The organism is Streptomyces sp. NBC_01515 (assembly GCF_045040345.1).
In the GTDB taxonomy this organism is placed as follows: domain Bacteria; phylum Actinomycetota; class Actinomycetes; order Streptomycetales; family Streptomycetaceae; genus Streptomyces.
On the sequence record NZ_CP109416.1, the window covers coordinates 9001095 to 9024495 of the forward strand.

The window sequence follows — 23401 nt, forward strand, 5'->3', positions numbered from 1 at the left end:
TCTTGCGGAGCCGTGGGGAGAGGGGCCTGGGCCATGGACCGTGGCACCGAGCGGGAGACACCTCCCGGCCGCGGGGCCGGGGACGACGTGGTGCTCGAACACACCGCGACGGGCCGTGTCCCCCTCGCCGTGATCCTGATCGACCGCGACGGCCTGGTCTCCCACTGGAGCCGCGGCGCCCGACGCCTGTTCGGCGCCACCAAGGAAGAGGCGATCGGCCAGCCGGCCCTCGACCTCCTCCCCGTCTCCGGCGCCCTGCCCGACGACGAGGAGACCAGTCCCTACGGCGGGTTCACCGCCTACGACGGACTCGGCCCCGACCTGGAGTCCTCCCTCGACGGCCGCCTGTCCTACCCGGCCGCCGGACGCGCCCGCCTCACCGTGCCCGAGCGAAGCGAGACGGGGGTCCCCCCGGCCGAAGGCTGGGGGAGCGACCGTGTGGACGTCCTGTGGTGGGCCTATCCGCTCGTCGGGCCAGGGAAGGAACGGCTGTTGGTGCTCGCCGCCGACGCGGGCGGCCTGCGCCAGGACCTCCCCGAGGCGGACCGCGCCTTCGAGCGCATAGCACCGGGCTTCGCCCTGCACACCGACTTCCCCGGCGCCGACGAACTCGCCCGCAGGCTCCCCGAGATCCTGCCCAGCATGAGCGTCGACGAGAGCGCCCGCATCGTCGCCCAGGTCCTCGAACTCGGCTATCCCGTCCTGGAGTTCAGCCAGAACGAGCGGGTGCCGGTGACCCCCGACTGGGGCGTCGCCCGCCGCGCCGAGCGCAAGGCACGCCGCGAGCGCGCCGCCCTCGCGGTCGCCCAAGGCCGGCCCGTCCCGCAGGAGGCCGCGGACGAGGGCGAGGACCTCGAATACGCCGCCGTGCGCGACCGGTTGGAGTTCCTCAACGAGGTCAGCGGCCGCATCGGCACCTCGCTCGACCTCGCGCAGACCATCGTCGAGGTCAGCAAGGCCGTCGTCCCCAAGTTCACTGACGTCGCGGGCACATACCTCCGCGAACAGGTCGTCGCCGGCGAGGGGTTCCCGGACGGCGTGCCGGACACCACCACCATGTGGCACCGGGTCGCCCTGGAACACACCGACGAACCCGGCCGCTGGGACGACGTCGTACCGGTCGGCGAGGCCATGCCGTTCCCGGCGCACACCCCGTTCTTCCAGTGCATGACCACCGGCGAACCCGTCCTCGTGCCGCGCATCAGCGAACAGATGGGGCACATGATCGCCTCGCAGTTCGAGAAGCGCGACATCCGGCCGCTGATCACCGGCCGCTCCATGCTGGTCGTCCCGCTCAAGGCCCGCAACGTCGTCCTCGGCTTCATGATCCTGTTGCGCCACCCGGAGCGCGTCGAGTTCAACGACATGGACCGCGTCACCGGCGCCGAACTCGCCGCCCGCGCGGGCCTCGTGCTCGACAACGCACGCATGTACACCTACCAGGAGAGTGTCGCCGAGACCCTCCAGGACAGCATGCTGCCGCACATCCCGCCGCGCATGGCGGGCTGCGACATCGCCACCCGCTATCTGCCCGGCACCCTGCTCGGCCGGGTCGGCGGCGACTGGTTCGACGCGGTGAAACTGCCCGGCGCCCGCACCGCGCTCGTCGTCGGCGACGTCATGGGCCACGGCCTCAACTCGGCAGCCATGATGGGCCAGTTGCGCACCGCCGTGCAGACCATGGCCGCCATGGACCTCCCGCCCGCCCAACTCCTGCGCAACCTCGACGACTTGGCGCAGCGCCTCGGCGACTCGTACCTCGCGACCTGCCTGTACGTCGTCTACGACCCGATCGCGGGCGAACTCCACCTCGCCAACGCGGGCCACATCCCGCCGGTGATCGTGCGGGCCGTGGACGGCCGCAGCGAGCTGCTCGACCTGCCCACGGGCGCGCCCATCGGCGTCGGCGGGGTGCCCTTCGAGGCGGTACGCGTGCGCGTGGCGCCCGGCGACCGGCTCGTGATGTGCACCGACGGTCTCGTCGAGGTGCGCGGCGAGGACATCGGCGTAGGACTCGCGACCCTGAGCGAGTCGGCCGCGCACCCGGCCGCGTCCATGGACGACGCCTGCGACACGATCATCCGCACCCTCAACACCCGCGGCGGCCGCAAGGACGACGTCGCCCTCCTGATGGCCCGCCTCAACGGCATCGAGCCGGACGACGTCGCCGAGTGGCGGCTCACCCTCGACCCGGTCGAGGCCGGCCGGGCCCGCGCGGCGGTCCGCGAACAGCTCCACGCGTGGGGCCTCGCCCAACTCGCCGACAACGCCGCCCTGTTGGCGGGCGAGCTGGTCACCAACGCCCTCCGGCACTCCCACGGCCGCCGGATCGAACTGCGCCTGGTGCGCGGCGACACCCTGCTGTGCGAGGTGGACGACGACGACCCCACCCTGCCGTCCCTGCTCGGCGCGGGCCCCGACGACGAGTTCGGCCGAGGACTGCACCTGGTCGGCGTACTCGCCCGCGAGTGGGGCGCCAGCCGTACGACCACGGGCAAGACCGTCTGGTTCGAACTCACCCTGCCCCGCCGCTGAAGCAGGTGCGACCGAGGGGGTGCAAGGGGCGCACAACGGCGTACACCCGTCGAATGAGCGGTGAAGGAATGCGCCGTGCGCTTGTGAGCGGGACCGGGGCGCGATAGACCGTACTGGCCCGTCACTTACGGCGGAACGGCCTCGCATCCTGGGGAGTTGGGCATGAGCGTGACCAGTCGGTACCGGGAGGCCTGGGAAGGTTTCTGGCGCGAGGCGCCCGACGGACAAGGGGCCGTCTTCTGGGACGCGGCGGCGGCGCAGACGGTGGGGCTCCATCTCGCCCTGTTCGAGCCGAAGTTGCGCGACCCCGGTCTGCAGATGGTGGACCTGGGCTGCGGCAACGGCACTCAAACTCGGTTCCTCGCCGACCGGTTCAGCCATGTCGTCGGCGCCGACCTGTCCGCAGCGGCCCTCGACCACGCCCGGCACGACGACCGGGCGGGGCAGGCGGCCTACCGGCTGCTGGACGCCGCCGACAAGACCGAGGTCGAGACCCTGCACGCCGAACTCGGCGACGCCAACGTCTACATGAGGGGCGTACTGCACCAGGTCGAGCCCGACGACCGGCAGCCGCTGGTCGAGGGAATCGCCACGCTCATCGGCGAGCGCGGCCACGCCTTCCTCGTCGAACTCGCCGAGGCCGCCCGCCCGATCCTCGGCGAACTGGCCCAGGACCCGGCAGGGCCGCCGGCGAAACTCGCCCCGGTCTTCCGGCACGGCATCGCCCCGGGCGAAGTGCCCGACGACGAGGTGCCGGAACTCCTGCGCGCGGCCGGCCTCACCGTCATCGCGAGCGGCGAACTGCCGCTGATCACCACCGAGTTCACCGCGGACGGCGCGCGCATCGAACTGCCGTCGAAGTGGGTGATCGCGAGCCGCGCGACCTGAGACGGCAGGGGGAGGCGGGGCGGCTCACCGCCTCCCCCCACCCGCACTACCCGAACTGGTGCTTGAGGAACGACCCGGACCACGCCATCAGGTCCGCGGGCACGTAGTACCCCTTCTCGTCGTTGATCGCGTCCCAGTTCTTCGCCACGTCCTCGACCGACGCGTCACCACCGGCGTGCGCGTACCCCTCTGTCGAGGCCAGGAAGACCCGCGCGAACCGGCCCGCGCCGGCCGTGTAGATCTCCCCGCTCACCGGGACGCTCTCGTGCGCGAGGTAGGCCACCATCGGTGCCACCGCCGACGACGGCATGTACGGCATGCCCTCCGCGGTCTCCGTCGGTTCCTCCTCGGGGCCGCCGCCCATCCGGGTCATCGCGGCCGGCGCGATCAGGTTGACCTTGATGTTGTGCGGCTCTCCGGCCAGCTTCGCGCTGCGCGCCATGCCGACCGTGCCCGCCTTCGCGGCGGCGTAGGACAGGTTGTTGTCCATGCCGAACATGCCGCTGGAGGTGGTCAGGACGACCCGGCCGTAGCCCTGCTCGACGAAGTGCGGCCAGGCCGCCCGCATCGTGTTGAAGGAACCGAGGAGGTGGACGGCCAAGTGCCGTTCCAGGTTGTCGAGTTCGATCTCCGGCAGGCCCGCGTACCGGATGATCCCGGCGTTGTTGACGAGGACGTCGATCCGGCCGAAGTTCTCGATCGCGGTGCCGATGACGGCCTCGCCGCCCGCGGTCGTGGACACGTCGTGCGTGTCGGCCACCGCCTCGCCGCCCGCGGCGACGATCCCGTCGACGACCTTCTGCGCGGGTCCGGCGTCGGAGCCCTCGCCCTCCATCGACCCGCCCAGGTCGTTGACGACGACCTTCGCCCCGCGCTCCGCCAGCAGACGGGCGTAGGCGCGGCCGAGGCCACGGCCCGCGCCGGTGACGACGGCGACGCGTCCTTCGAAGCCGAACTCGCTCATGGGTGACTCCAGTTGTGTACGGGTGGAAGCGTTCGTGGCTACCAGGTGACCGGCAGTGCGTGCAGGCCGTAGGCGAGTGCGTCGTCCCTGCGGAAGTTCAGCTCGTCGAAGCCGACCGCGAGCCGCAGGGTCGGGATCCGGCGGTACAACGTGCCGTAGACGACCTGGAGTTCGATGCGCGCGAGCTGCTGGCCGAGGCACTGGTGGATGCCCCAGGCGAACGCGTGGTGGTGCCGCGCCTCGCGGGAGATGTCGAACCTCTCCGGCTCGGGGAAGGCCGCCGGGTCCCAGTTGCCCGCGGGCAGCGCGACGACGATGCCCTCGCCGGCCTTGATGGTCACGCCCTCGATCTCGATGTCCTCGGCGGCGATCCGCCGCTGCCCGAGTGCCGGGATCGTCAGATAGCGCAGGATCTCCTCGACCGCGTTCGCGACGACCTTGGGGTCGTCCGTCCCGCGCAGCAGGGCCAGTTGCTCGGGGTTCTGGAGGAGCAGGGCGGTGCCCAGGGTGATCATGCTGGCGCTGGTCTCGTGGCCGGCGATCAGCAGGATCATGCACAGCATGACGGCCTCGGGCAGGGTGACCTCGCCCGCCTTGATCCGCCCGGCGAAGTCCGAGATGACGTCGTCGCCCGGCTGCTCCATCCGCTTCTGGAGCAGCCCCGCCAGATAGCCGCCGAGCGCCTGGTTGGCCGCCCGGTCCTGCTCGGCGGTCTTGTCGCTCCGGGTCGCCAGCGAGGCGTGCTCCTGGAAGAACTCGTGGTCCTCGTACGGCACTCCGAGCAGCGCGCAGATCATCAGCGAGGGCAGCGGCAGCGACAGCGCGGTGTTCAGGTCCGCCGGGTTCGGGCCCGCGAGCATCCTGTCGATCAGCTCGTCGGTGAACCGCAGGATCTCCGGCCGCAGCTTCTCCATCCGGTTGCGCGTGAACGGAGCAGTCATCATGCGGCGGATCCGCGTGTGGTCGGCGCCGTCGGCGTTGAAGATGGTCAGCGGGTGGTGAGGAGCGTTCTCCGCCATCGCCTCGTTCGGATACGGGAACCCGGGCTGCTTGTCGTCGCTGCTCACCCGCGGGTCGGACAGGATCACGCGCTGTGCGGCGTGCCCGGTCACCAGCCACGGGGTGCTGCCGTCCCAGATCCGGCCCCGGGACACGGGCGCCTCGTCGTTCAGGGCGCGCAGCCCGGCCGGCGGGGCGAACGGGCAGGTGCGGTCGCGCGCGCCCGGGTAGTCGAAGAGCTCCGCGTCAGGGGCGGCGAGTTCCGTCTCGGCCTCGGACATGGTCGTTCCTCCAGATGAGGGTGGGGAATCCGGGTGGGAGGGTGGGGGAAGTACAGCTGGGGGCTATTCCTCGATACGGATCGCCAGCGCGGGGCACACCGCCGCGGCGTTCCGTACGTCGTCGGCCAGTTCGGCGGGCGGGTTCTCGTTCAGCAGGACGACGATGCCGTCCTCGTCGCGCTGGTCGAACACGTCCATGGCGGCGGCGACGCACTGCCCGGCGGCGACGCATTTGTCCTCGTCGACGACAACCTTCATGGCAACTCTCCTGATCGTTCCGGGTCGTTCAGTGGGCGGGAGCGGGGGAGGGGACCGCGTCGACGATCTCCCGACGGCGCTGTCTGGCCTGCTTGGGCATGTTCCAGCCGAGGATCCCGGTGACCCGGCCGCCGCTGCGGTAGCGCGCGACGAACCGGCGGGCCGCCAACTCCCCGTCGACGACGTCCACTTCGGCATCGGCCGGCAGGAAGCCGTGCACCTGGAGCTTGGCGTCGAACTGGTCGGTCCAGAAGTACGGCACCGGCTCGTACGCCCGGTCCTCCCCGAGGATCGCGCCGGCGACCGCCATGGCCTGTTCGGTGGCGTTCGTCCGGTTCTCCAGCCGGATGAGCCGGCCGAGCTGCTCGTGGTGCCAGCGGGCCACGTCACCGACGGCGTAGATCCCGGGCGCGGCCCGGCAACGCGAGTCGCACACCACGCCGTTGTCGAGTTCGAGCCCGCTGTCGGCCAGCCACTCCGTCGCCGGACTCGCCCCGATCGCGACCACGACCACATCGGCGGGCAGCACCTCGCCGGTGCTCAACTCGACGCCGGAGACCCGGCCTTGGTCGGCGGTCAGCCCCACTACGCCGTTGCCCAGCCGGAGTCGCACGCCCCGTTCGGTGTGCAGCTCCGCCAGCAGCCCCGACACCAGGGGGCCCACCTGGAGGGCCAGCGGTCCGGTCAGCGGGCCCGCGAGGGTGACGTCCAGGCCCAACGTCCGTGCCGTAGCGGCGATTTCAGAGCCGAGAACGCCCTCGCCGACGACCACCAGCCGCGACCCGGCCAGCAGATCCGTCCGCAGGGCGAGCGCGTCGTCGAGGGTGCGCAGCACATGCACACCGGTCAACTCGCCCTGTCCCGGCAGCACTCGGGGCCGTACGCCGGTGGCGATCACGATCGCGTCGGCGCTCAGCTCGCGCCCGGACTCCGTGCGCACGGTCCGGGTCGCCGGGTCCAGGGCGACCGCGGGGTCGCCGAGCACGAACTCGGTGTCGAGACCGGACAGCGTCTCCTCGGTGCGCAGTGCGGCCCGGGCCGGTTCCCAGGCGCCGGAGAGGATCTGCTTGGAGAGCGGCGGACGGTCGTACGGGGCGTGCGGCTCGGCGCCGAGCATGGTGATCCGGCCCGTGTACCCCTTGCGCCGGAGGGCCTCCACCGTGGTCAGCCCGGACGCGGAGGCGCCCACCACCAGCACGTGGGCCACGGCCCCGGTGTCGTCGTCGATGCTCATGTGCGGCTCCGTTGCAGCGTCGGTGCGATGGTCTGGGCGGCGCTCACGCCAGGTAGCGCCCGCCGTTGACGCTGAGGGTCTGGCCGGTGACGTAGGCGGCCTCCTCGGAGGCGAGGTAGGCCACCGCGTAGGCGATGTCCTCCGGTCGGCCGGCCCGTTTCATCGGCATGGTGGCGGCGGCCGCCTCCACGTCCACCGGGCCCTCGCGGACCAGAGGCGTGTCGATGAAGCCGGGCGGCACGTGGTTCGCGGTGATGCCCTGGCCGATGTACTCGACCGCCAGTGCCCGGGTGAGGGCGATGACGCCTCCCTTGGAGGACGCGTAGTGGGCCATGGCGGGCGCGCCGGTCTGCGCGGAGGACGAGGAGATGTTGACGATCCGGCCCCAGCCCGCCTCGACCATGTCGGGCACCAGTTCCTTGGTGACGAGGAACGGGCCCTTGAGGTTGATCCCGATCATGCGGTCCCAGGACGCCTCGGAGATGCTCGTGAACGGCTCGTAGGCGGTGACGCCCGCGTTGTTGACGAGGATCATGACCGGGCCCAGTTCCTCGCGGGTGCGGGCGGCGGCCCGTGCCACGGCGCCGGACTCGGCCGCGTCGCCGGGGACCGCGATCGCCGTACCGCCGGCCTCCTGGATGGCCGCCGCGGTCTTCTCGGCGCCCTCGCTGTTGAGGTCCCAGACCGCGACCGCGGCTCCCCGGGCGGCGAGCACCGTCGCGATCGCCTGGCCGATGCCGCGGCCGCCGCCGGTGACGACGGCGACCTTTCCCTGCAGTGACATGTGCGCTCCCTTGCGCTCGTGCGCGGTGCCGTGAGAACCGGACACCGGTGGTTCGGCTATTCGCCCAGGGCCTCGCGGGCCGCGGTGCGGGCGGCGACGGCCCGGGGGAAGCCGGTGTACCCGGCGGAGTGGTAGAGGATCTCGGCCAGCTCCTCGCGGGTCACGCCGTTGGTGAGGGCGACCCGGACATGGGTCTTCAGCTCGGTCTCGGCACCGAGCGCGATCAGGATGCCGAGGGTGACCAGGCTGCGGTCGCGCGGGGCAAGGCCCTCGCGGCCCCACAGCGCACCCCACACGGTGGACAGGCCGATCTCGACGAGATCCTCGCCGAGCTTGCCGTCCCGCATGTCGAGATCACCCTCCGCGGGAACCACCCCGGGCAGCGCGGCCCGCAGGGCCTTCAGGCCCGCGACGCGCAGATCGGTGGCTTCCTTGACGTCTTCGGCGCTCATGCGCGACTCCAGGTGCAGGCGATTGCATTCGTCCCAAACGAAAGTTAGATCAAACGGTCGGTACAATCAATCCCTGTTACGGATATGGCGGTCCGAGCTCTCTCCGTCATCGGCATTGATCGGGCCCAGCCCCTCATCTACTCTCGATCTGAATATTCGACCGACTGGTCGAACTATCAAACGAGGCTCATGTGGGAGCCGCAGCCCCAGTCACCATGGAGGGCAAATGAGCGAATCTTCGAAGCCGGCGGTCCAGGACCGGGTCGACGTCCTCGTCATCGGGGCCGGCGTCACCGGCATCTACCAGTTGCACACCGCCCGTGAGGCCGGGTTCTCGGTGCGCCTCCTCGAAGCGGGCACCGGCGTGGGCGGCGTCTGGTACTGGAACCGCTACCCCGAGGCGCGCTTCGACTCCGAGAGCTACACCTACGGCTACCTGTTCTCGAAGGAGCTGTGGGAGGAGTGGGAGTGGTCGGAGCGGTTCGCGGGGCAACCCGAGATCGAGCGCTACTTCAACCACGTCGTCGACCGCTTCGACCTGCGGCGCGACATCCGCAACGGCGTCAAGGTGACCTCGGCCGTCTTCGACGAGCCGTCCGGCACCTGGACCGTGCGAGGCAGTGACGGCACCGAGGTCCGGGCCCGCTACGTCGTCGCCGCGACCGGCAACCTCTCGGTGCCGTTCATCCCGGGCATCCCGGGCCGCGACGACTTCCGCGGCGAGCAGCACCACACCTCGCGCTGGCCGAAGACGCCCATCGACTTCACCGGCAAGCGGGTGGCCCAGATCGGCACCGGCTCCAGCGGGGTGCAGATCATCGCCGCGATCGCGGACGACGTGGCACAGCTGACGGTGTATCAGAAGGACGCCGACTGGCTCACGCCGCTCAACAACGGGCCGATCCCGCCCGAGGAACAGGCCGAGCTCAAGGCCGGCTTCGAGTCCATCCGGGACACGCTGAACACCTCGCCGAGCGGGTTCCTCCACGAGTTCACCATGCGCTCGGGCCTCGACGACAGCCCGGAGGACCGCCAGGTGTTCTACGAGGAGCGGTGGAACGGCCCGGGCTTCACCAAGCTGACCCAGCACTACATGGACATGCTGTCGAACGAGACCGTGAACGCGGAGTGGTGCGCGTTCATGGCCGACAAGATCCGCGGCATCGTCAAGGACCCGGAGACGGCGGACAAGCTGATCCCCAAGGGCCATGGCTACGGCGGGCGTCGGCCCCCCTTCGGGACCGGCTACTACGAGACGTACAACAAGCCGAACGTCTCCCTCGTCGACATCAACACGACGCCGATCACCCGCATCACCGAGGACGGTATCGAAACCGCCGACGGTGTCGAGGAGTTCGACATCATCATCTGGGCCACCGGCTACGACTTCGGCACCGGGGCCCTCAACCGGCTCGGCGTGCGGGGGCGGCAGGGCCTGCCGTTGAAGGAGTACTGGTCGGACGGTCCGCGCACCTACCTCGGGGTCGTGTCGGCCGGCTTCCCCAACTTCTTCTTCCCCGGCGGGCCGCACGGTGCGACGGGCAACAATCCGCGGTACGCCGGCGACCAGGTGGAATTCGTCACCGACGCGATCGTCCACGCGCGTGACCAGGGATACGACGTCATCGAGGTGACCGAGGCCGCCGAGCGGGAGTGGACGGACGCCATGAACAGCAGCACGATGTCCTCCTTCCTGGACAGCACCTACTTCTCCGGGGGCAACATCCCCGGCAAGCCGGTCAAGCAGCTGCTGAACCCGACGGGCCGGTGGGCGCTCCAGGAGGCGATCGCCGCCGTCAAGCAGGGCGAGTACCCGACGTTCGTCCTCTCCAAGGCCGAGACCCCGGACGCCTGAACGCCCGGACGCCCGTGCCGCCCCGGACGTGGGCGGCACGGGCGTCCGGGTTTCCGCCGGGGCCTACTCCGCGAAGGTCGTGACCCGCTGCCGGAAGAGCCACCGGCCGTTCTCGCGGCGCAGGACGTCGTCGTAGCGTCCGACCATCTGGACGGTCCAGCCCGCCTCGCCGCGCGCGAAGAACGCCAGGTTGCTGGTGGCCGTCGCCTCGTCCTCGGTCGCGGAGGTGACGACGGTGTTGGCGATCAGGTGCAACTGCGGCGCCTGGGGCGTGAAGCCGCCGAAGCCCTGCCGGATCGCCTCCCGGCCCTCGAACTTGGCCATGCCGACTATCTCGGCGACGCCGTCGGCGGTGTACAGGTCGGCGATGTCGTCGGTCCGTCCGGCGTCCAGGGCCTGGGCGTAGGCGGCGATGGCGGTCTGTACGGCCGCCGTGACGGACGCGTCGATCGTGGTGGTCATCTCACTCCAGGGTCGAGAGGGTGAAGTAGCTCTGGGGGAACGGCCGTCAGGCCTGGTACGTCGTCTTCCTGCTCCGGAGCAGCCACGTGCCGTCCTGCCTGCGCAGCGTGTCGTCGTAGTGCCCGACCACGCCCACCGCCCAGCCCGCCTCGCCGCGCTGGAGGAAGACCACGTCGCTCAGGGCGCGGGCCTCGTCCTCGCCCGTGGACGTCACGACGGTGTTGGTCACCAGGTGGAGTTGCGGCTGGACGGGCTCCCATCCCTTGAAGGCCGCGTGGATCGCGTCGCGCCCCTCGACCGGGTCCATGCCCGGGATCTCCAGGACGGCGTCGGGCGTGTACAGCGCGACGATCTCGTCGGTGCGGCCGGCGTCCTGGGCCTGGGTGTGCGAGCCGAGTACGGCCCGTACGCCCGCCACGACCCACGCCTGTGTGGATTCGCTCATTCTTCGCTCCAAGGTCAGGTGTTTCGACCACTCAGTCTATTGATGAGCGGAAGATAAAGGGAGGGGTGCGCGTCGGATTCGTTGACCGATCGGTACAATCACAAATAACATGCGGGCGGCTGGTCAACGGGGACTGTCGCCGAAGGAGGCGTGATCATGACGAAGCGTTGGAAGCAGCGTCCGCCGGGCTCTACGTGGGGCGATTGGGGCGAGGACGACGAACTGGGCCGTATCAACCTGCTCACTCCCGAGAAGGTCCTTCAGGGGGTTCGCGAGGTCGAGCACGGGATCAGCTTCAGCCTGAGCCTGCCGCTGGACTATCCGGGCGGGAGCGAGCTGAACCAGCGCCGCTACCCTCCGATCCTGCGGCCCACCGAGGACCTCGAACACAAGCAGGACGTCTTCTACAACATCAAGGCGCGGGAGCACTTCTCGCCGCACCTCAGGGACGTCTGGTCCGACGACGTGGTGACCCTCTGGCTGCAGTACTCGACGCAGTGGGACGCGCTCGCCCACCAGGGCCAGGAGTTCGACGCCGACGGTGACGGCGTCGAGGAGGCGGTCTACTACAACGGCTACCGCGCCGACACCGACATCGTCGGACCGCAGGAGGACGCCAAGGGCGACGGCAGCGGCACCCTCGGCTTCGCCCGCCACCTCGGCCTGGAGCACATGGCGGAGCACGGGGTCCAGGGCCGGGGCGTCCTGATCGACCTGGCCCACCACCTCGGCAACACCTGGCAGCCGGTCAACCTGAAGACGCTTCAGGAGATCATGGCGGCGGACGACATCGTCGTCGAACCCGGCGACATGCTCCTCCTGCACACCGGTTTCGACACCGCGGTGATGGCCTGGGGCAAGAACCCGGACCCCGTGGGCATCCACACCACGGCCTCCTACCTCGACGCGTTCGACCCGGCGCTCCTGGAGTGGATCGCCGAGTCGCAGATCTCCGCGCTGATCTCGGACAACTACGCCGTCGAGGGCGTGGGCGTCGGCCCCGAGGACAACACCCCGCACTCGCTGCTCCCGATCCACAACCTCTGCCTCTTCAAACTGGGCGTCCCGCTGGGCGAGTTGTGGTACCTGGAGAAGCTGGCGGCCTGGCTGCGCGAGCACAACCGCAGCCGCTTCCTGCTCACCGCGCCCCCGCTCAACCTGCCGGGGACACAGGGCAGTCCGCTGACACCGGTCGCGACCGTCTGACAGCCGCTACAACGGGAAGGGCCCCCAGAATCTCTGGGGGCCCTTCCCGTGGTGGACGGAACCGCTCGGATCAGACCGCGGCGATCCGCCGGACCGTGTCCGCGATCGTGTCCCGTGAAGGCAGCCACACCCGCTCCAGCGAGGGTGCGTACGGCGCCGGGACCGACGGCGGGGCCACGCGCGTCACCGGTGCGTCCAGGTGCCAGAAGCCCTCGTCGACGGCCATCGCGGAGAGTTCCGCCCCGACACCGAAGTCCCGTACCGCCTCGTGCGCGATGACCAGGCGGTTGGTCTTGGCGAGGGAGGCGAGGACGGTCTCGCGGTCCAGCGGGGCGATCGTGCGCAGGTCGATCACCTCGACGCTGATGCCCTCCCCGGCGAGCAACTCGGCGGCGGCCAGGGCGTCTTGGACCATCCGTGACCAGGAGACCAGGGTGATGTCGGTGCCCTCGCGGATCACCTTCGCCTTGCCGAGCGGGATCAGGTGGTCGGCCGGGGGCTTGGGGCCCTTGAGGCCGTACTGGAGCCGGTTCTCCACGAAGACCACCGGGTTGGGGTCCTGGATGGCGGCACGCAGCAGGCCGTAGGTGTCCGCCGGGTTGGACGGCATCACGACCGTCAGGCCGGGGATGTGGGCGAGGATGGCCTCCAGGCTCTGCGAGTGCTGGCTGCCCGAGGAGCGTCCCGCGCCGAACTGGGTGCGGACGACCAGCGGCATGGAGGCCCGGCCGCCGGTCATGAAGCGGAGTTTGGCGGCCTGGTTGAGGAGCATGTCGAGGCAGACGCCGATGAAGTCCATGTACATGATCTCGACCACCGGCCTCATGCCGGCCATGGCCGCTCCCACCGCCGTACCGACGACGGCGCTCTCGCTGATCGGGGTGTCCCGCACCCGGCCCGGGAAGGCCTGTGCGAGCCCGCGGGTCAGCCCGAAGACGTTGCCGCCGGCGCCGACGTCGATCCCGGCGACGAACACGCTCGGATCGGCGGCGAGTTCGTGCTCCAGGGCCAGGCGTACGGCGTCCATGGACCGGAAGATCTCGGCGTCGGCCGGGAGCGGCGCGGGCTCGGGGATCGGGAGGCGGGGCGCGGAGACGTAGTCGTGCAGGGTCTCCGGGGCGGGTTCCGGCAGGGTCCTGGACCAGTCGATCGCCGCCTCGATCTCCTTGTCGATCTCCTCGTCCACGGCGTCGGCCAGCGCGGTCGGGACACCGGCCGCCTCCAGGTGTCCGCGGGCCACGAGCAGCGGGTCGCGTTTCTTGGCGGCGGCGACCTCCTCGGCGGGGCGGTAGCGCTCGGGATCGCCCTCGTAGTGGCCGTGCCAGCGGTACGTCTCCGCCTCCAGCAGGACCGGGCCGCCGCCCGCGCGCAGCCGCGCGACGATCCCGGTCATGGTCTGCGCCACGGCCAGCACGTCGTTGCCGTCCACGTGGTGGTAGTCGATGCCGTACCCGGCGGCGCGCGCGGAGAGCGGGGCGCGGTGCTGCTCGGCCTCGGGGGAGAACTCGGAGTAGTGGTTGTTCTCGCAGAGGAAGACGACCGGCAGATCCCACACGGAGGCCAGGTTCACGGCCTCGTGGAACATGCCCTGGGCCACCGCCCCGTCCCCGAAGAACGCCACCACCACGTCGCCGGCCGCGCGCAGTTTCGCGGCGGTCGCCACCCCTGCCGCGATCGGGAGCCCCGCGCCGACGATGCCGTTCGCGCCGTAGATCCCGAGACCGGGGTCCGCGATGTGCATCGAGCCGCCGCGGCCGTGGCAGGTGCCCGCGTCCTTGCCCATCAGCTCGGCCATCATCGACGCCGAGTCCAGGCCCTTGGCCAGGACGTGGCCGTGGCCGCGGTGGGTGGAGGTGATGCCGTCGCGTGCGCCGAGCGGCCAGCAGGCGCCGACGGCGCTCGCCTCCTGGCCGATCGACAGATGCAGGAAGCCCGGGATCTCCGTCGCCTTGTACAGATCGGACGCCCGCTCCTCGAAGCGGCGGATGCGGCGCATCCGCCGGTACATCTCCAGGAGCTGGTCCGTCTGTGCGGAGCCGGTGCCGGTGTGATGCGATACCTGAGTCATACGGTCCTCGCCTTAATGTACCGTTTGGTCTAGCAAACTAGAGCGACGTCCCCGGGTCCGCTTCCCCCGGGCGTGCCACGATTCGGCGCCCGTGCGGACCCGGGACAGCGCGCACGTCGTCACAGTCAGGGGAGAGAAGAGATGCCACGACCGCCGGGTCACGGGCCGGGCTTCGAAGTCAGACGTCAGAAGATCATCGACACCGCGGCGTCCCTGTTCGCGCAACAGGGCTACGCGGCGACCTCCATCAACGACCTGGGCCGCGCGGTCGGGCTCGCCAAGGGCGCCCTGTACTACTACATCGGCTCCAAGGAGAACCTGCTCATCGAGATCCAGTCGCGGGTGCTCGGCCCGCTGCTGGCCCGCGCCAAGGAGATCGCGGCCCTCGACGAGGCCCCGCTGCTGCGGCTGCGGCTGCTGTCCGAGTCGCTGCTGACGATCATCTTCCGCCGGCTCGACCACATCTGGGTCTACGAGCACGACTACCGCAGCCTCAGCGGCAAGGAGCTGGAGATCGTGCTGCGGCAGCGCTCCGACTTCGAGCTGCTGATCACCGGCCTGCTCACGGAGGCCGTCGAGGCGGGCACCTTCCGTGCGGTCGAACCGCACCTGGCCACCCTCCAGTTCCTCAACCTCCACAATCACACCTACCAGTGGGTGCGGCCGGAGGGCAGCTGGGACGCCGCCTTCCTGTCGGGCGAGTACTGCTCGACGCTGTTCCGCGGTTTCGCCGCGTCCGTCGGCGACCTCCCGGACGTCGAGGCGCTGGCCGCCGAGTTCAAGCGGGCCCGGCCCGAACTGCTCCTCGACCCAGAGGCGTTGTGGGAAACGGTCTCCGTGGCGAGCTGACCGGGCCCGCGGTGCGCCGCCGCGCACCGCGGATCCCGCCCGCTCAAGCGCCCTGGACCAGGGCCCTGGCGATGACATTGCGCTGGATCTCGTTGGTGCCCTCGCCGATCTCCAGGATCTTGGCGTCGGCGTAGAAACGGGAGATCTCCGACTCCCGCACGTACCCGTAGCCGCCGTGGATCTGCAGCGACTGGGAGGCCGCCCGGTTGGCGACCTCGGAGGCGTACAGCTTCGCCATGGCGGCCTCCGTGCTGTGCGGACGGCCCTGGTCGGCGAGCCACGCGGCGCGGTAGACCATCCACCGGGCCGCCTGGTACTCCGTCCCGATGTCGGCGATCTTGTGCGCGACCGCCTGGAAGTCCGCCAGCGGACGCCCGAACTGGTGCCGTTCCTTGGCGTGTTTGACCGCCAGCGTCAGCGCCGCCTTGGCCAGCGAGAGCCCCAGCGCCGCCACGCTGATCCGGCCGCCGTCGAGCACGGACAGGAACTGCCGCAGCCCGTTGCCCTCCTCGCCGATCAGATGGTCGTCGGAGACCCAGCAGTCGGTGAACACCAACTCCCGCGTGTCCATGGCGTGCCAGCCGAGCTTCTTCAGCTTGGCGCCGACCGTGTAACCGGGTGTGCCGGTCGGCACGTAGAAGGTCGCGTACCCCTTGCGTCCGTCCGTGCCCTTGCCCGTCGTGGCGAGCAGGGTGACGCCCTGACTGATGTCGGTGCCCGCGTTGGTGATGAACATCTTGGTGCCGTTGATCACCCAACCCCCGTCCGCCCGGCGGGCGGTGGTCGCTATCCCGGCCGCGTCGGAGCCGGCGTCCGGCTCGGTCAGCCCGAACGCGCCGATCGCCTCGCCCTTCGCCAGCGGGGTCAGCCAGCGGTGTTTCTGCTCCTCGGTGCCGTACGCGAGCAACGGCAGCGTGCCGATCGTCGAGTGCGCGTTCCAGGAGGAGGCCACCGACTGGTCGGCGGCGCCGAGTTCCTCCATCACCGCGACATAGGTGACCGTGTCCGCGCCGGCCCCGCCGTACTCCTCCGGCACCAGCATGCCCATCAGGCCGAGTTCGCCCAGCTTGGTGAAGACCTTGGTGGGGAAGATCTCGTTCTCGGACCACTCGGCCGCGTGGGGCGTGATCTCGTTGGCCGCGAACTCGCGGACCATGTCCTGGAGAGCGAGGGTCTCCTCGGGCAGGTCGAAGTCCATGTCACAGTCCCTTCGGGGTCAGCAGCACCTTCAGGTGCTTGGCCCGGTCGGCGGCCAGGTCCTCGAAGACACCGGCTCCTCCCGAGAGCGGAAAACGGCCGGTGATCAGGGCGGAGGCGTCCAGGCGCCCGGTGCTCATCAGATCGATCACGCGCGGGATGTCGAAGTTGTAGCCGAGCGTGCCGACCACCGACCGCTCGTAGAACACGAGTTGGCCCATGTCGAACTCGACACTTCCGTGCCCGACCCCGGCCAGCACGACCCGTCCGCCGCGCCGCACGGTCGACACGGCCTGCCCCGCGAGCGCGGGCACGCCGGTCGCGTCGATGACGACGTCCGGGCCGATCCGCCCGGTCCGTACGAACACCTCACGCCGTACGTCGGTCTCGCGTGGGTCGAAGGCCTCGGTGACGCCGATGCCGAGCAGCATCTCGCGGCGGCCGGCGAGGGGTTCGCTCACGAACAGCCCTGCCGCACCGGCGATGTGGGCCGCGAGGACCACGGCGACGCCGATCGGGCCGCCGCCGACCACGAGAACGTTGTCGCCCGGCTTGACCCCGGCCCGGGTCACGGCGTGCAGCCCGACCGCCAACGGCTCTGCTACGGCGGCGAGTTCGTCGCTCACGTTGTCCGGGAGGCGGGTCAGGCCGGCCAGCGGCACGGTGACGCGTTCCGCGAAGCCGCCGGGTGAAGCGAGGCCCACGGAACCGCTCTTGGGGCAGATGTGGTACTCCCCGCGCGTGCACCAGAAGCACACGCCGCAGCGCCACACCGGGTCCGCGGTGACGCGGTCTCCGACGGTGATGCCGGGTGCGTCCGCGCCCAACGCGACTACTGTGCCGCTGAGTTCATGGCCGAGGGCGAGGGGTGGTTTGGCTCCCGTGAGGGGGTGCGGGGTCTCGCGGATCATGTGGGGGCCTTCGAGGAACTCGTGCAGGTCGGTGCCGCAGACTCCGCACCAGGAGACTTCTATGACGGCCTCGTGCGGGGCGGGGTCGGGGGGTTCGGCCACCTCTTCGAAACGGAGATCCTGTGCACCGTGCCAGACGAGTGCCTCCATGTTTTCCGCCCCTTTCGTATCGATTTTGGCTGCGGCCCGGTGGGGGCTGGTCGCGCAGTTCCCCGCGCCCCTTAAGGGGCGTTCTTCTTGGCCCTGTTGAGAAAGGAGCCGATGCCCTTCCTCGCGTCCTCTGTGTCGAACACCCCTGTGAACAGGGCGCGTTCCAGTGCCAGGCCGGCCGACATGCTCGCGTCCGTGCCGTGGTCGACCGCCTCTTTGATGGCTTCCAAGGCTGCCGGTGGGCCCTCGGAGAGTTGGCGGGCGTAGGTCAGTGCGGCCTGCAAGGTGGAACCGGTGGGGACCACCTCGTCGACCAGACCCAGCCGTAGCGCCTCCTCCGCCTTCACCCTGCGGCCGGTCATCAGCAGGTTCTTCGCGCGGGACGGGCCGATCAGCCGGGCGAGGCGCTGGGTGCCGCCCGAGCCCGGCATGATGCCGAGCTGGACTTCCGGCTGGCCGAGGACCGCGTCCTCGGCGGCCACCCGGTAGTCGGCGGCCAGGGCCAGCTCCATGCCGCCGCCCAGGGCGTAGCCGGTGACCGCCGCGATCACCGGCATGGGCAGGCGGGCGACCTCGTCGAAGGTGCGTTGCAACGCGCGGTTCCAGCCGCGGATCTCCTCCGGGCCCATCGCGGCCAGGGCCTTGACGTCGGCGCCGGCGGCGAAGAGCCGTTCGCCGCCGTAGAGCACCACGGCCCGTACGGCGGGGGAGTCGGCCAGCCCGCGTACGCAGGTGGCCAGCTCCTCTCTCTGAAGGGAGTCGAAGGCGTTCATCGGCGGGTTGTCGAGGCGGACCGTGACGACCGGTCCGTCGGTGTCGAGCCGGATGCGTGGCACGAAGACCCTCCTCGTCGGCGGAAGCGGCGTCGCGTGCGCTCGGATGGTTGTCGATGCGCACGCGCCGTCGTAAAGTGCGGCTCATTGGTTTTATAGACCAAGGGGTACACTAAATCATGTGAGTGGGCAACCGACCGGTCGGGATCCGGTGTGCCCCATGAGCCGTGGTCGAGCCGTGTTCAGCGCCGAACACCACAGAGCGAGAGTGAGCCGTGCACAATTTCGCGAGCATCCTCGATTACCACCTGGCACAGCGGCCGGACGCCGTCGCCGTCGTCCAGGACGAGCGCTGTCTGACGGTCCGTCACCTGCACGAGCGGGTGAACCAGTTGGCGGCGGGCCTGGCCGAGCTGGGCGTCGGACGCGGTGATGTCGTCGGTCTGCTGCTCTACAACCAGCCGGAGTTCCTGGAGCTGGTCCACGCGACCAACCGGCTCGGCGCGGTCTTCCTGCCGCTCAACTACCGCCTCTCGGAAGAGGAGTGGCAGTACATCCTCGGGCACGCCCAGGCCAAGGTGATCGTCACCGAGCCGGAGTTCGTGCGGGCGGTGGAGCGCAGCGCCGGGTGTCTGACGGACCTGGAGCACCGGGTCCTGATCGGCGCGGGCGAGCCGTCCGAGGAACCGTGGACCGACTACGAGGGGTTGCTGGCCCGGCACAAGGGGGAGCGGGTGGAGCCCGTGGACGTCGAACTCGACGACCTCCAGCGGCTCATGTACACCTCCGGGACCACCTCACGCCCCAAGGGCGTCCGCATCACCTACGGAAACCTCCAGGCCAAGAACCTCGCCCACATCGTCCACTTCGGCCTGACGGCGGCGGACACCACGCTGGTCTGCGGCCCGCTCTACCACGTCGGCGGCCTGGACATGCCGGCCCTCGGGGTCCTGTACGCGGGCGGCAGTGTCGTGCTCCAGCGCAAGTTCGACCCGCAGGGCGTCCTGCACGCGATCGAGAGGTACCGCGTCACCAACGTGTGGCTGGCGCCCGCCATGGTCAACGCGGTCCTGGAGGTCCCCGACCGCGAGGAGTACGACACCAGCTCGGTCCGCTTCATCCTCGGCGGCGGCGAGAAGACCCCCGAACCGGTGCTCCGGCGCATCATGACCGCGTTCCCCAACGCCTGGTTCGCCGACGCCTACGGCCTGACCGAGACCGTCTCCGGCGACACCTTCCTCGACCGCGAGCACGCGCTGTCCAAGCTGGGCTCGGTCGGACGACCCGTCCCGCACACGCGCGTGCGGATCGTCGACGACACGGGCGTCGAGGTTCCGGCTGGTGAGCTGGGCGAGATCACCCTGCGCGGGCCGAAGGTCTTCGCCGGATACTGGCGCGACGAGAAGGCCACGGCGGCGGCCCTGAGGAACGGCTGGTTCCACACCGGCGACATCGGACACGTCGACGAGGAGGGCTTCCTCTTCATCGACGACCGCAAGAAGGACATGATCGTGTCCGGTGGCGAGAACATCGCCACGCCCGAGGTGGAGCGTGTGCTGTACGAACACCCGGCAGTTCTTGAGGCCGCGGTGGTCGGGCTCAACCATCCCCGCTGGGGTGAAGTCCCGCGTGCCTTCGTGGTGTTCAGGCCCGGCGACAACGCCGGCGCGGAGGAACTGAGGGAGTTCTGCCGGGCCCGTCTCGCCAAGTTCAAGGTGCCGGCCCGCTTCGACATCGTCGACGAGCTGCCCCGCACCCCGTCAGGCAAGGTCCTCAAGCGGACCCTGCGCGACCTCCCCGCGGAGGGCTGAGCCATGACCGACGCGACCGACGTGAATGCCCAACTCCGGCTCGACGGGCGGACGGTGTGGGTGACAGGTGCGGGGAAGGGACTGGGCCGGGCGGTCGCCGTCGCCCTGTCCCAGGCGGGCGCCACCGTGGCGGCAACGGCCCGTACCGCGGCGGATCTTGAGAGTCTGGAGGCCGAACTCGCCGCCCACGGCGGCAAGGTGCTGGTCCTGCCCGGCTCGGTCGCCGACTCCGGCGTCGTACGGGACATCGTCGAGCGCATCACCGGCGGCACCGGCCGCCTCGACGCGGTCGTCAACTGCGCCGGTACCAGCCCGCACTTCACGCGCAGCGAGCGCGTCACCGACGAGGACTGGCAACAGGTCCTCGACGTCAACCTCCGAGGCACCTTCTACTGCTGTCGCGAGGCCGGCAAGGTGATGCTGGAGCAGCGTTCGGGCTCGATCGTCAACGTCTCCTCGGTGCACGCCCGCACCGGCTTCGAGCGGATCGCCGCCTACGCCGCCAGCAAGGGCGGGGTCGAGGCCCTCACCAAGTCCCTCGCCGTGGAATGGGCCGACCGCGGGGTCCGGGTCAACGCCCTCGCGCCCGGCTACTTCCACACCGACCTCAGCTCCGGCCTGCTGGCCAGCCGCTGGGGCGAACGCATCGTCGACAGCACGCCGTTGGGCCGCGTCGGCGACGTCTCGGAACTCGGCGGGGCCGCGGTCTTCCTCGCCTCCGACGCGTCCCGTTTCGTCACCGGCACCACGCTCACGGTGGACGGCGGCTGGACCGCGCGATAGCGGCATTGATCATGAGCGCGCTCACTGCCCCGGCGCGGGCCGCACGGTGAGCATCTGGAGCGCGTGTCCCACCGGGCCGTCGACGTCGTGCAGGACAGTGCTCGTCAGACCCTGACCGGTGGGCCCGAAGGTGACGGTCGTGTCCAACCCGGTCCAGGCGCCCACGGGTTGGCGGTGCAGGTGGACGGTCAGGTCGACGTTCGGGTAGATCCAGGCGGTCGGCGGCTGTCGTACGGCGATGCCGTTCGCGGTGTCGACGAGCGCGAGGTAGGACGCGAGCGGGCTGCTGGGCTCACCGGCGACGAGGGCGTGCCGGGTGGAGATCCAGGCGGTCGTACGGCCCGGCCGGGGTGGCGCGAGCGGCCGTACGTCCAGGGAGGCGATGTATCCGCCGGGCCACAGCGCGCTCATCTCCCAGGGGGCCAACTCCCCGGGAGGAGTGAGCCGTTCGCCGGAGCCGCCCGCGACGGCGGAGGTGTCGATCGCGGCGAGGAACCAGGCCCGGGCCCGCACCACCGGCCGGTCGGCGACCAGCACCACGGCCTCGACCAGTTCGATCGTGCGGCCGGGACGGACCACCTCCACCCGGATCTCGCACTCGTCGAGGGCGAGCCGGCCCAGGATGTCGTAACTGATCCGCGCCATCACGAGCCCGTCGCCGCCCGGCCGTTGCGCCAACCGGCGCTCGATGGCGTGGACGACGAGCCCGCCGAGCGGGCTGAAGTGCAGCTCGTCCGGGTCCCAGGCGCCGCCCGCGTGAGCGGTGGGCTTGTAGCGGTGCTCGTCGATGCGCTCGTAGTAGCTGTCGGGGACGGTGGTGCCGGAGTTCAACGGACTTCTCTCCCAAGGCTGTTCTCGCGTGCGTGCGAAGTTCCGGTGACCACTCTGCCACCTGCGGAAAGGTCCGTACCGGACGCGTCAAGTGATGGAGGAAAGAGGCCAGTCGGAGCGAGGTGTGCGGTCGGGTCCTGAACGGAAGCTCCGCCCCGAGCGCCCGCATCGACGAACTGCCGTTGATTCGGCTTCAGTTGTTGACGGCGGGCAAGGGCGGGACTACAACCCGGGGAGAGCGCTCCCAACCCCGCTGAGGAGACCCCCCATGCAGTCGTCCGCCGGTACATCCGCCAGACCTCCGACCGGAGCCCTGCGCTCCCGTACGGCTCTCGGTCTGGCCGTCGTCCTGATCGTCGCCTTCTTCGCCGCCCTGAGCCCCTCACCCGCCCGCGCCGCCGACCAGTTGCTGTCCCAGGGACGGCCCGCCACCGCGTCCTCGACCGAGAGCGCGTCCTTCCCCGCGAGCGCGGCCGTCGACGGGAACACCGGCACCCGCTGGTCCTCCGCCTTCGCCGACCCGCAGTGGCTTCAGGTGGACCTTGGAACGGTCCAGCAGATCACCCGCGTCTCGCTCAACTGGGAAACCGCGTACGCCACCGGCTACCAGATCCAGACCTCCACCGACGCGACCACCTGGACCACCATCTACTCCACCACGACCGCCACCGGCGGCACCCAGAACCTCACCGTCACCGGCAGCGGCCGCTACGTCCGCCTGTACGGCACCGCCCGGGCCACCCAATGGGGCTACTCCCTCTGGGAGTTCCAGGTCTACGGCCCCGGCAGCACCACCCCGCCCGACGACTTCTGGGGCAGCACCACCGACATCCCCGCGGCCAACAACGCCGTGGAGGTGAAGATCCTCAACCGCACCAACGGCAAGTACCCGGACAGCCAGGTGTATTGGAGCTTCAACGGGCAGACGCACTCCATCGCCGAGCAGCCCTACCTGGACATGCCCGCCAACTCCGCGGGCCGCATGTACTTCTACCTGGGCTCACCCACCAGCTCCTACTACGACTTCATCGAGTTCACCGTCGGCGCCAACGTCTTCAACGGCAACACCACCCGCGTCGACGCCTTCGGCCTCAAGCTCGCCATGCGCCTGCACAGCAAGGACGGTTACGACACCGAGGTCGGCGAGAACCGGGCGACCTTCGCCGAGGACCGCGCGACCACCTTCCAGCGGTTCACCGACGCGGTGCCGTCGCAGTTCAAGGTGCTGGCCCAGACCCAGGCGCCGTACCGGATCATCGCGCCCGGCAGCGACCCGAGCTTCCGCGCGGGAGGCGCCAACGCCAACTACTTCACGTCGTACGCCCAGTCGGTCGGCGTGAACGCGGCCACCTCCGACATCTTCGGCTGTGCCGGCTCGCTGGCCGCCGACCCCAACACGTGCGCCGCCCTCAACCGCCACGTGGCGACGCTGCCGGCGTCGCAGCAGTCCGACCCGGCCCAGTTCTACAAGGCGGCGCCCGCCAACTACTACGCCAAGTTCTGGCACGACAACGCCATCAACCAGCTTGCCTACGGCTTCCCTTACGACGACGTGGCGGGCCAGTCCTCGTTCATCTCGCACGCCAACCCGCAGTGGCTCCTGGTCGCCGTCGGCTGGTAGGCACTACGGACACAGCGCGAAACGGGGCCGCCCTCGTCAGGAAG

21 protein-coding genes are annotated in these 23401 nt (G+C 70.3%); 8 read left to right on the forward strand and 13 right to left on the reverse strand.

All coding sequences use genetic code 11. The annotated features are described in order from the left end of the window. Positions 1 to 33: 33 nt before the first annotated feature. Positions 34 to 2535 carry a SpoIIE family protein phosphatase gene (locus tag OG407_RS40260; protein WP_405865036.1) on the forward strand — a complete coding sequence of 834 codons (2502 nt, stop codon included), beginning with the start codon at positions 34 to 36 and terminating at the stop codon, positions 2533 to 2535. Between the two features lie 162 nt (positions 2536 to 2697). Continuing rightward, positions 2698 to 3423: a class I SAM-dependent methyltransferase gene (locus OG407_RS40265; RefSeq protein ID WP_405865038.1), complete on the forward strand. Its 726-nt coding sequence runs from the start codon at positions 2698 to 2700 to the stop codon at positions 3421 to 3423. Positions 3424 to 3469: 46 nt separating this feature from the next. Here OG407_RS40265 and OG407_RS40270 read toward each other — a convergent pair whose 3' ends face one another. The 6 genes from OG407_RS40270 to OG407_RS40295 form a co-directional block, all read right to left on the reverse strand. After that, on the reverse strand, positions 3470 to 4387 hold the full coding sequence (locus tag OG407_RS40270; RefSeq protein ID WP_405865040.1) for an SDR family NAD(P)-dependent oxidoreductase: 918 nt from the start codon (positions 4385 to 4387) through the stop codon (positions 3470 to 3472). Positions 4388 to 4425: 38 nt separating this feature from the next. Then, entirely contained in the window at positions 4426 to 5667 is a 1242-nt protein-coding gene (locus OG407_RS40275) for a cytochrome P450 (protein WP_405865042.1), read from the reverse strand. 63 nt (positions 5668 to 5730) lie between these two features. Then, a complete protein-coding gene (locus OG407_RS40280; protein ID WP_033279370.1) occupies positions 5731 to 5925 on the reverse strand; it encodes a ferredoxin in 195 nt (64 codons plus the stop codon). 28 nt (positions 5926 to 5953) lie between these two features. Further along, entirely contained in the window at positions 5954 to 7159 is a 1206-nt protein-coding gene (locus OG407_RS40285; protein WP_405865044.1) for an NAD(P)/FAD-dependent oxidoreductase, read from the reverse strand. A 43-nt stretch (positions 7160 to 7202) separates the two neighbouring features. Further along, complete coding sequence (locus tag OG407_RS40290) at positions 7203 to 7943, reverse strand: SDR family NAD(P)-dependent oxidoreductase (protein WP_405865046.1); 741 nt, start codon at positions 7941 to 7943, stop codon at positions 7203 to 7205. Positions 7944 to 7999: 56 nt separating this feature from the next. After that, entirely contained in the window at positions 8000 to 8395 is a 396-nt protein-coding gene (locus OG407_RS40295) for a carboxymuconolactone decarboxylase family protein (RefSeq protein ID WP_405865048.1), read from the reverse strand. 226 nt (positions 8396 to 8621) lie between these two features. Here OG407_RS40295 and OG407_RS40300 point away from each other — a divergent pair, with 226 nt between their 5' ends. Beyond that, positions 8622 to 10250: a flavin-containing monooxygenase gene (locus OG407_RS40300; RefSeq protein WP_405865050.1), complete on the forward strand. Its 1629-nt coding sequence runs from the start codon at positions 8622 to 8624 to the stop codon at positions 10248 to 10250. 63 nt (positions 10251 to 10313) lie between these two features. Here the strand turns inward: OG407_RS40300 and OG407_RS40305 are convergent, their stop codons facing one another. Both OG407_RS40305 and OG407_RS40310 read right to left on the reverse strand, forming a co-directional pair. After that, positions 10314 to 10712 carry a nuclear transport factor 2 family protein gene (locus OG407_RS40305; protein ID WP_405865052.1) on the reverse strand — a complete coding sequence of 133 codons (399 nt, stop codon included), beginning with the start codon at positions 10710 to 10712 and terminating at the stop codon, positions 10314 to 10316. 46 nt (positions 10713 to 10758) lie between these two features. Beyond that, on the reverse strand, positions 10759 to 11157 hold the full coding sequence (locus OG407_RS40310; protein WP_405865054.1) for a nuclear transport factor 2 family protein: 399 nt from the start codon (positions 11155 to 11157) through the stop codon (positions 10759 to 10761). 156 nt (positions 11158 to 11313) lie between these two features. Between OG407_RS40310 and OG407_RS40315 the strand changes: the two genes are divergently transcribed. Beyond that, positions 11314 to 12363, forward strand: a complete 1050-nt coding sequence (locus OG407_RS40315; protein ID WP_403597875.1) for a cyclase family protein — start codon at positions 11314 to 11316, stop codon at positions 12361 to 12363. Positions 12364 to 12433: 70 nt separating this feature from the next. On the opposite strand, the gene OG407_RS40320 is transcribed toward OG407_RS40315, so the two are convergent. After that, a complete protein-coding gene (locus tag OG407_RS40320) occupies positions 12434 to 14431 on the reverse strand; it encodes a pyruvate dehydrogenase complex E1 component subunit beta (RefSeq protein WP_405865056.1) in 1998 nt (665 codons plus the stop codon). A 141-nt stretch (positions 14432 to 14572) separates the two neighbouring features. Between OG407_RS40320 and OG407_RS40325 the strand changes: the two genes are divergently transcribed. Then, positions 14573 to 15280, forward strand: a complete 708-nt coding sequence (locus OG407_RS40325) for a TetR/AcrR family transcriptional regulator (RefSeq protein WP_405865058.1) — start codon at positions 14573 to 14575, stop codon at positions 15278 to 15280. A 43-nt stretch (positions 15281 to 15323) separates the two neighbouring features. On the opposite strand, the gene OG407_RS40330 is transcribed toward OG407_RS40325, so the two are convergent. The 3 genes from OG407_RS40330 to OG407_RS40340 all read right to left on the reverse strand — a co-directional run bounded on the left by OG407_RS40330 (position 15324) and on the right by OG407_RS40340 (position 18374). Next, complete coding sequence (locus OG407_RS40330; RefSeq protein ID WP_405865060.1) at positions 15324 to 16478, reverse strand: acyl-CoA dehydrogenase family protein; 1155 nt, start codon at positions 16476 to 16478, stop codon at positions 15324 to 15326. A gap of 1 nt (position 16479) precedes the next feature. After that, positions 16480 to 17538, reverse strand: coding sequence for a 2,3-butanediol dehydrogenase (locus tag OG407_RS40335; RefSeq protein WP_405865062.1), 1059 nt, complete (start codon positions 17536 to 17538; stop codon positions 16480 to 16482). A 71-nt stretch (positions 17539 to 17609) separates the two neighbouring features. Beyond that, positions 17610 to 18374: an enoyl-CoA hydratase/isomerase family protein gene (locus OG407_RS40340; protein WP_405865064.1), complete on the reverse strand. Its 765-nt coding sequence runs from the start codon at positions 18372 to 18374 to the stop codon at positions 17610 to 17612. Between the two features lie 212 nt (positions 18375 to 18586). Here OG407_RS40340 and OG407_RS40345 point away from each other — a divergent pair, with 212 nt between their 5' ends. Beyond that, positions 18587 to 20122, forward strand: coding sequence for an acyl-CoA synthetase (locus OG407_RS40345; protein WP_405865066.1), 1536 nt, complete (start codon positions 18587 to 18589; stop codon positions 20120 to 20122). A gap of 3 nt (positions 20123 to 20125) precedes the next feature. Further along, a complete protein-coding gene (locus OG407_RS40350; RefSeq protein WP_405865068.1) occupies positions 20126 to 20905 on the forward strand; it encodes an SDR family NAD(P)-dependent oxidoreductase in 780 nt (259 codons plus the stop codon). 21 nt (positions 20906 to 20926) lie between these two features. Here OG407_RS40350 and OG407_RS40355 read toward each other — a convergent pair whose 3' ends face one another. Continuing rightward, complete coding sequence (locus OG407_RS40355; protein WP_405865070.1) at positions 20927 to 21736, reverse strand: thioesterase family protein; 810 nt, start codon at positions 21734 to 21736, stop codon at positions 20927 to 20929. 268 nt (positions 21737 to 22004) lie between these two features. On the opposite strand from OG407_RS40355, the gene OG407_RS40360 reads away from it, so the two are divergent. Continuing rightward, entirely contained in the window at positions 22005 to 23357 is a 1353-nt protein-coding gene (locus OG407_RS40360) for a beta-1,3-glucanase family protein (protein ID WP_405865072.1), read from the forward strand. The last annotated feature ends 44 nt before the right edge of the window (positions 23358 to 23401 follow it).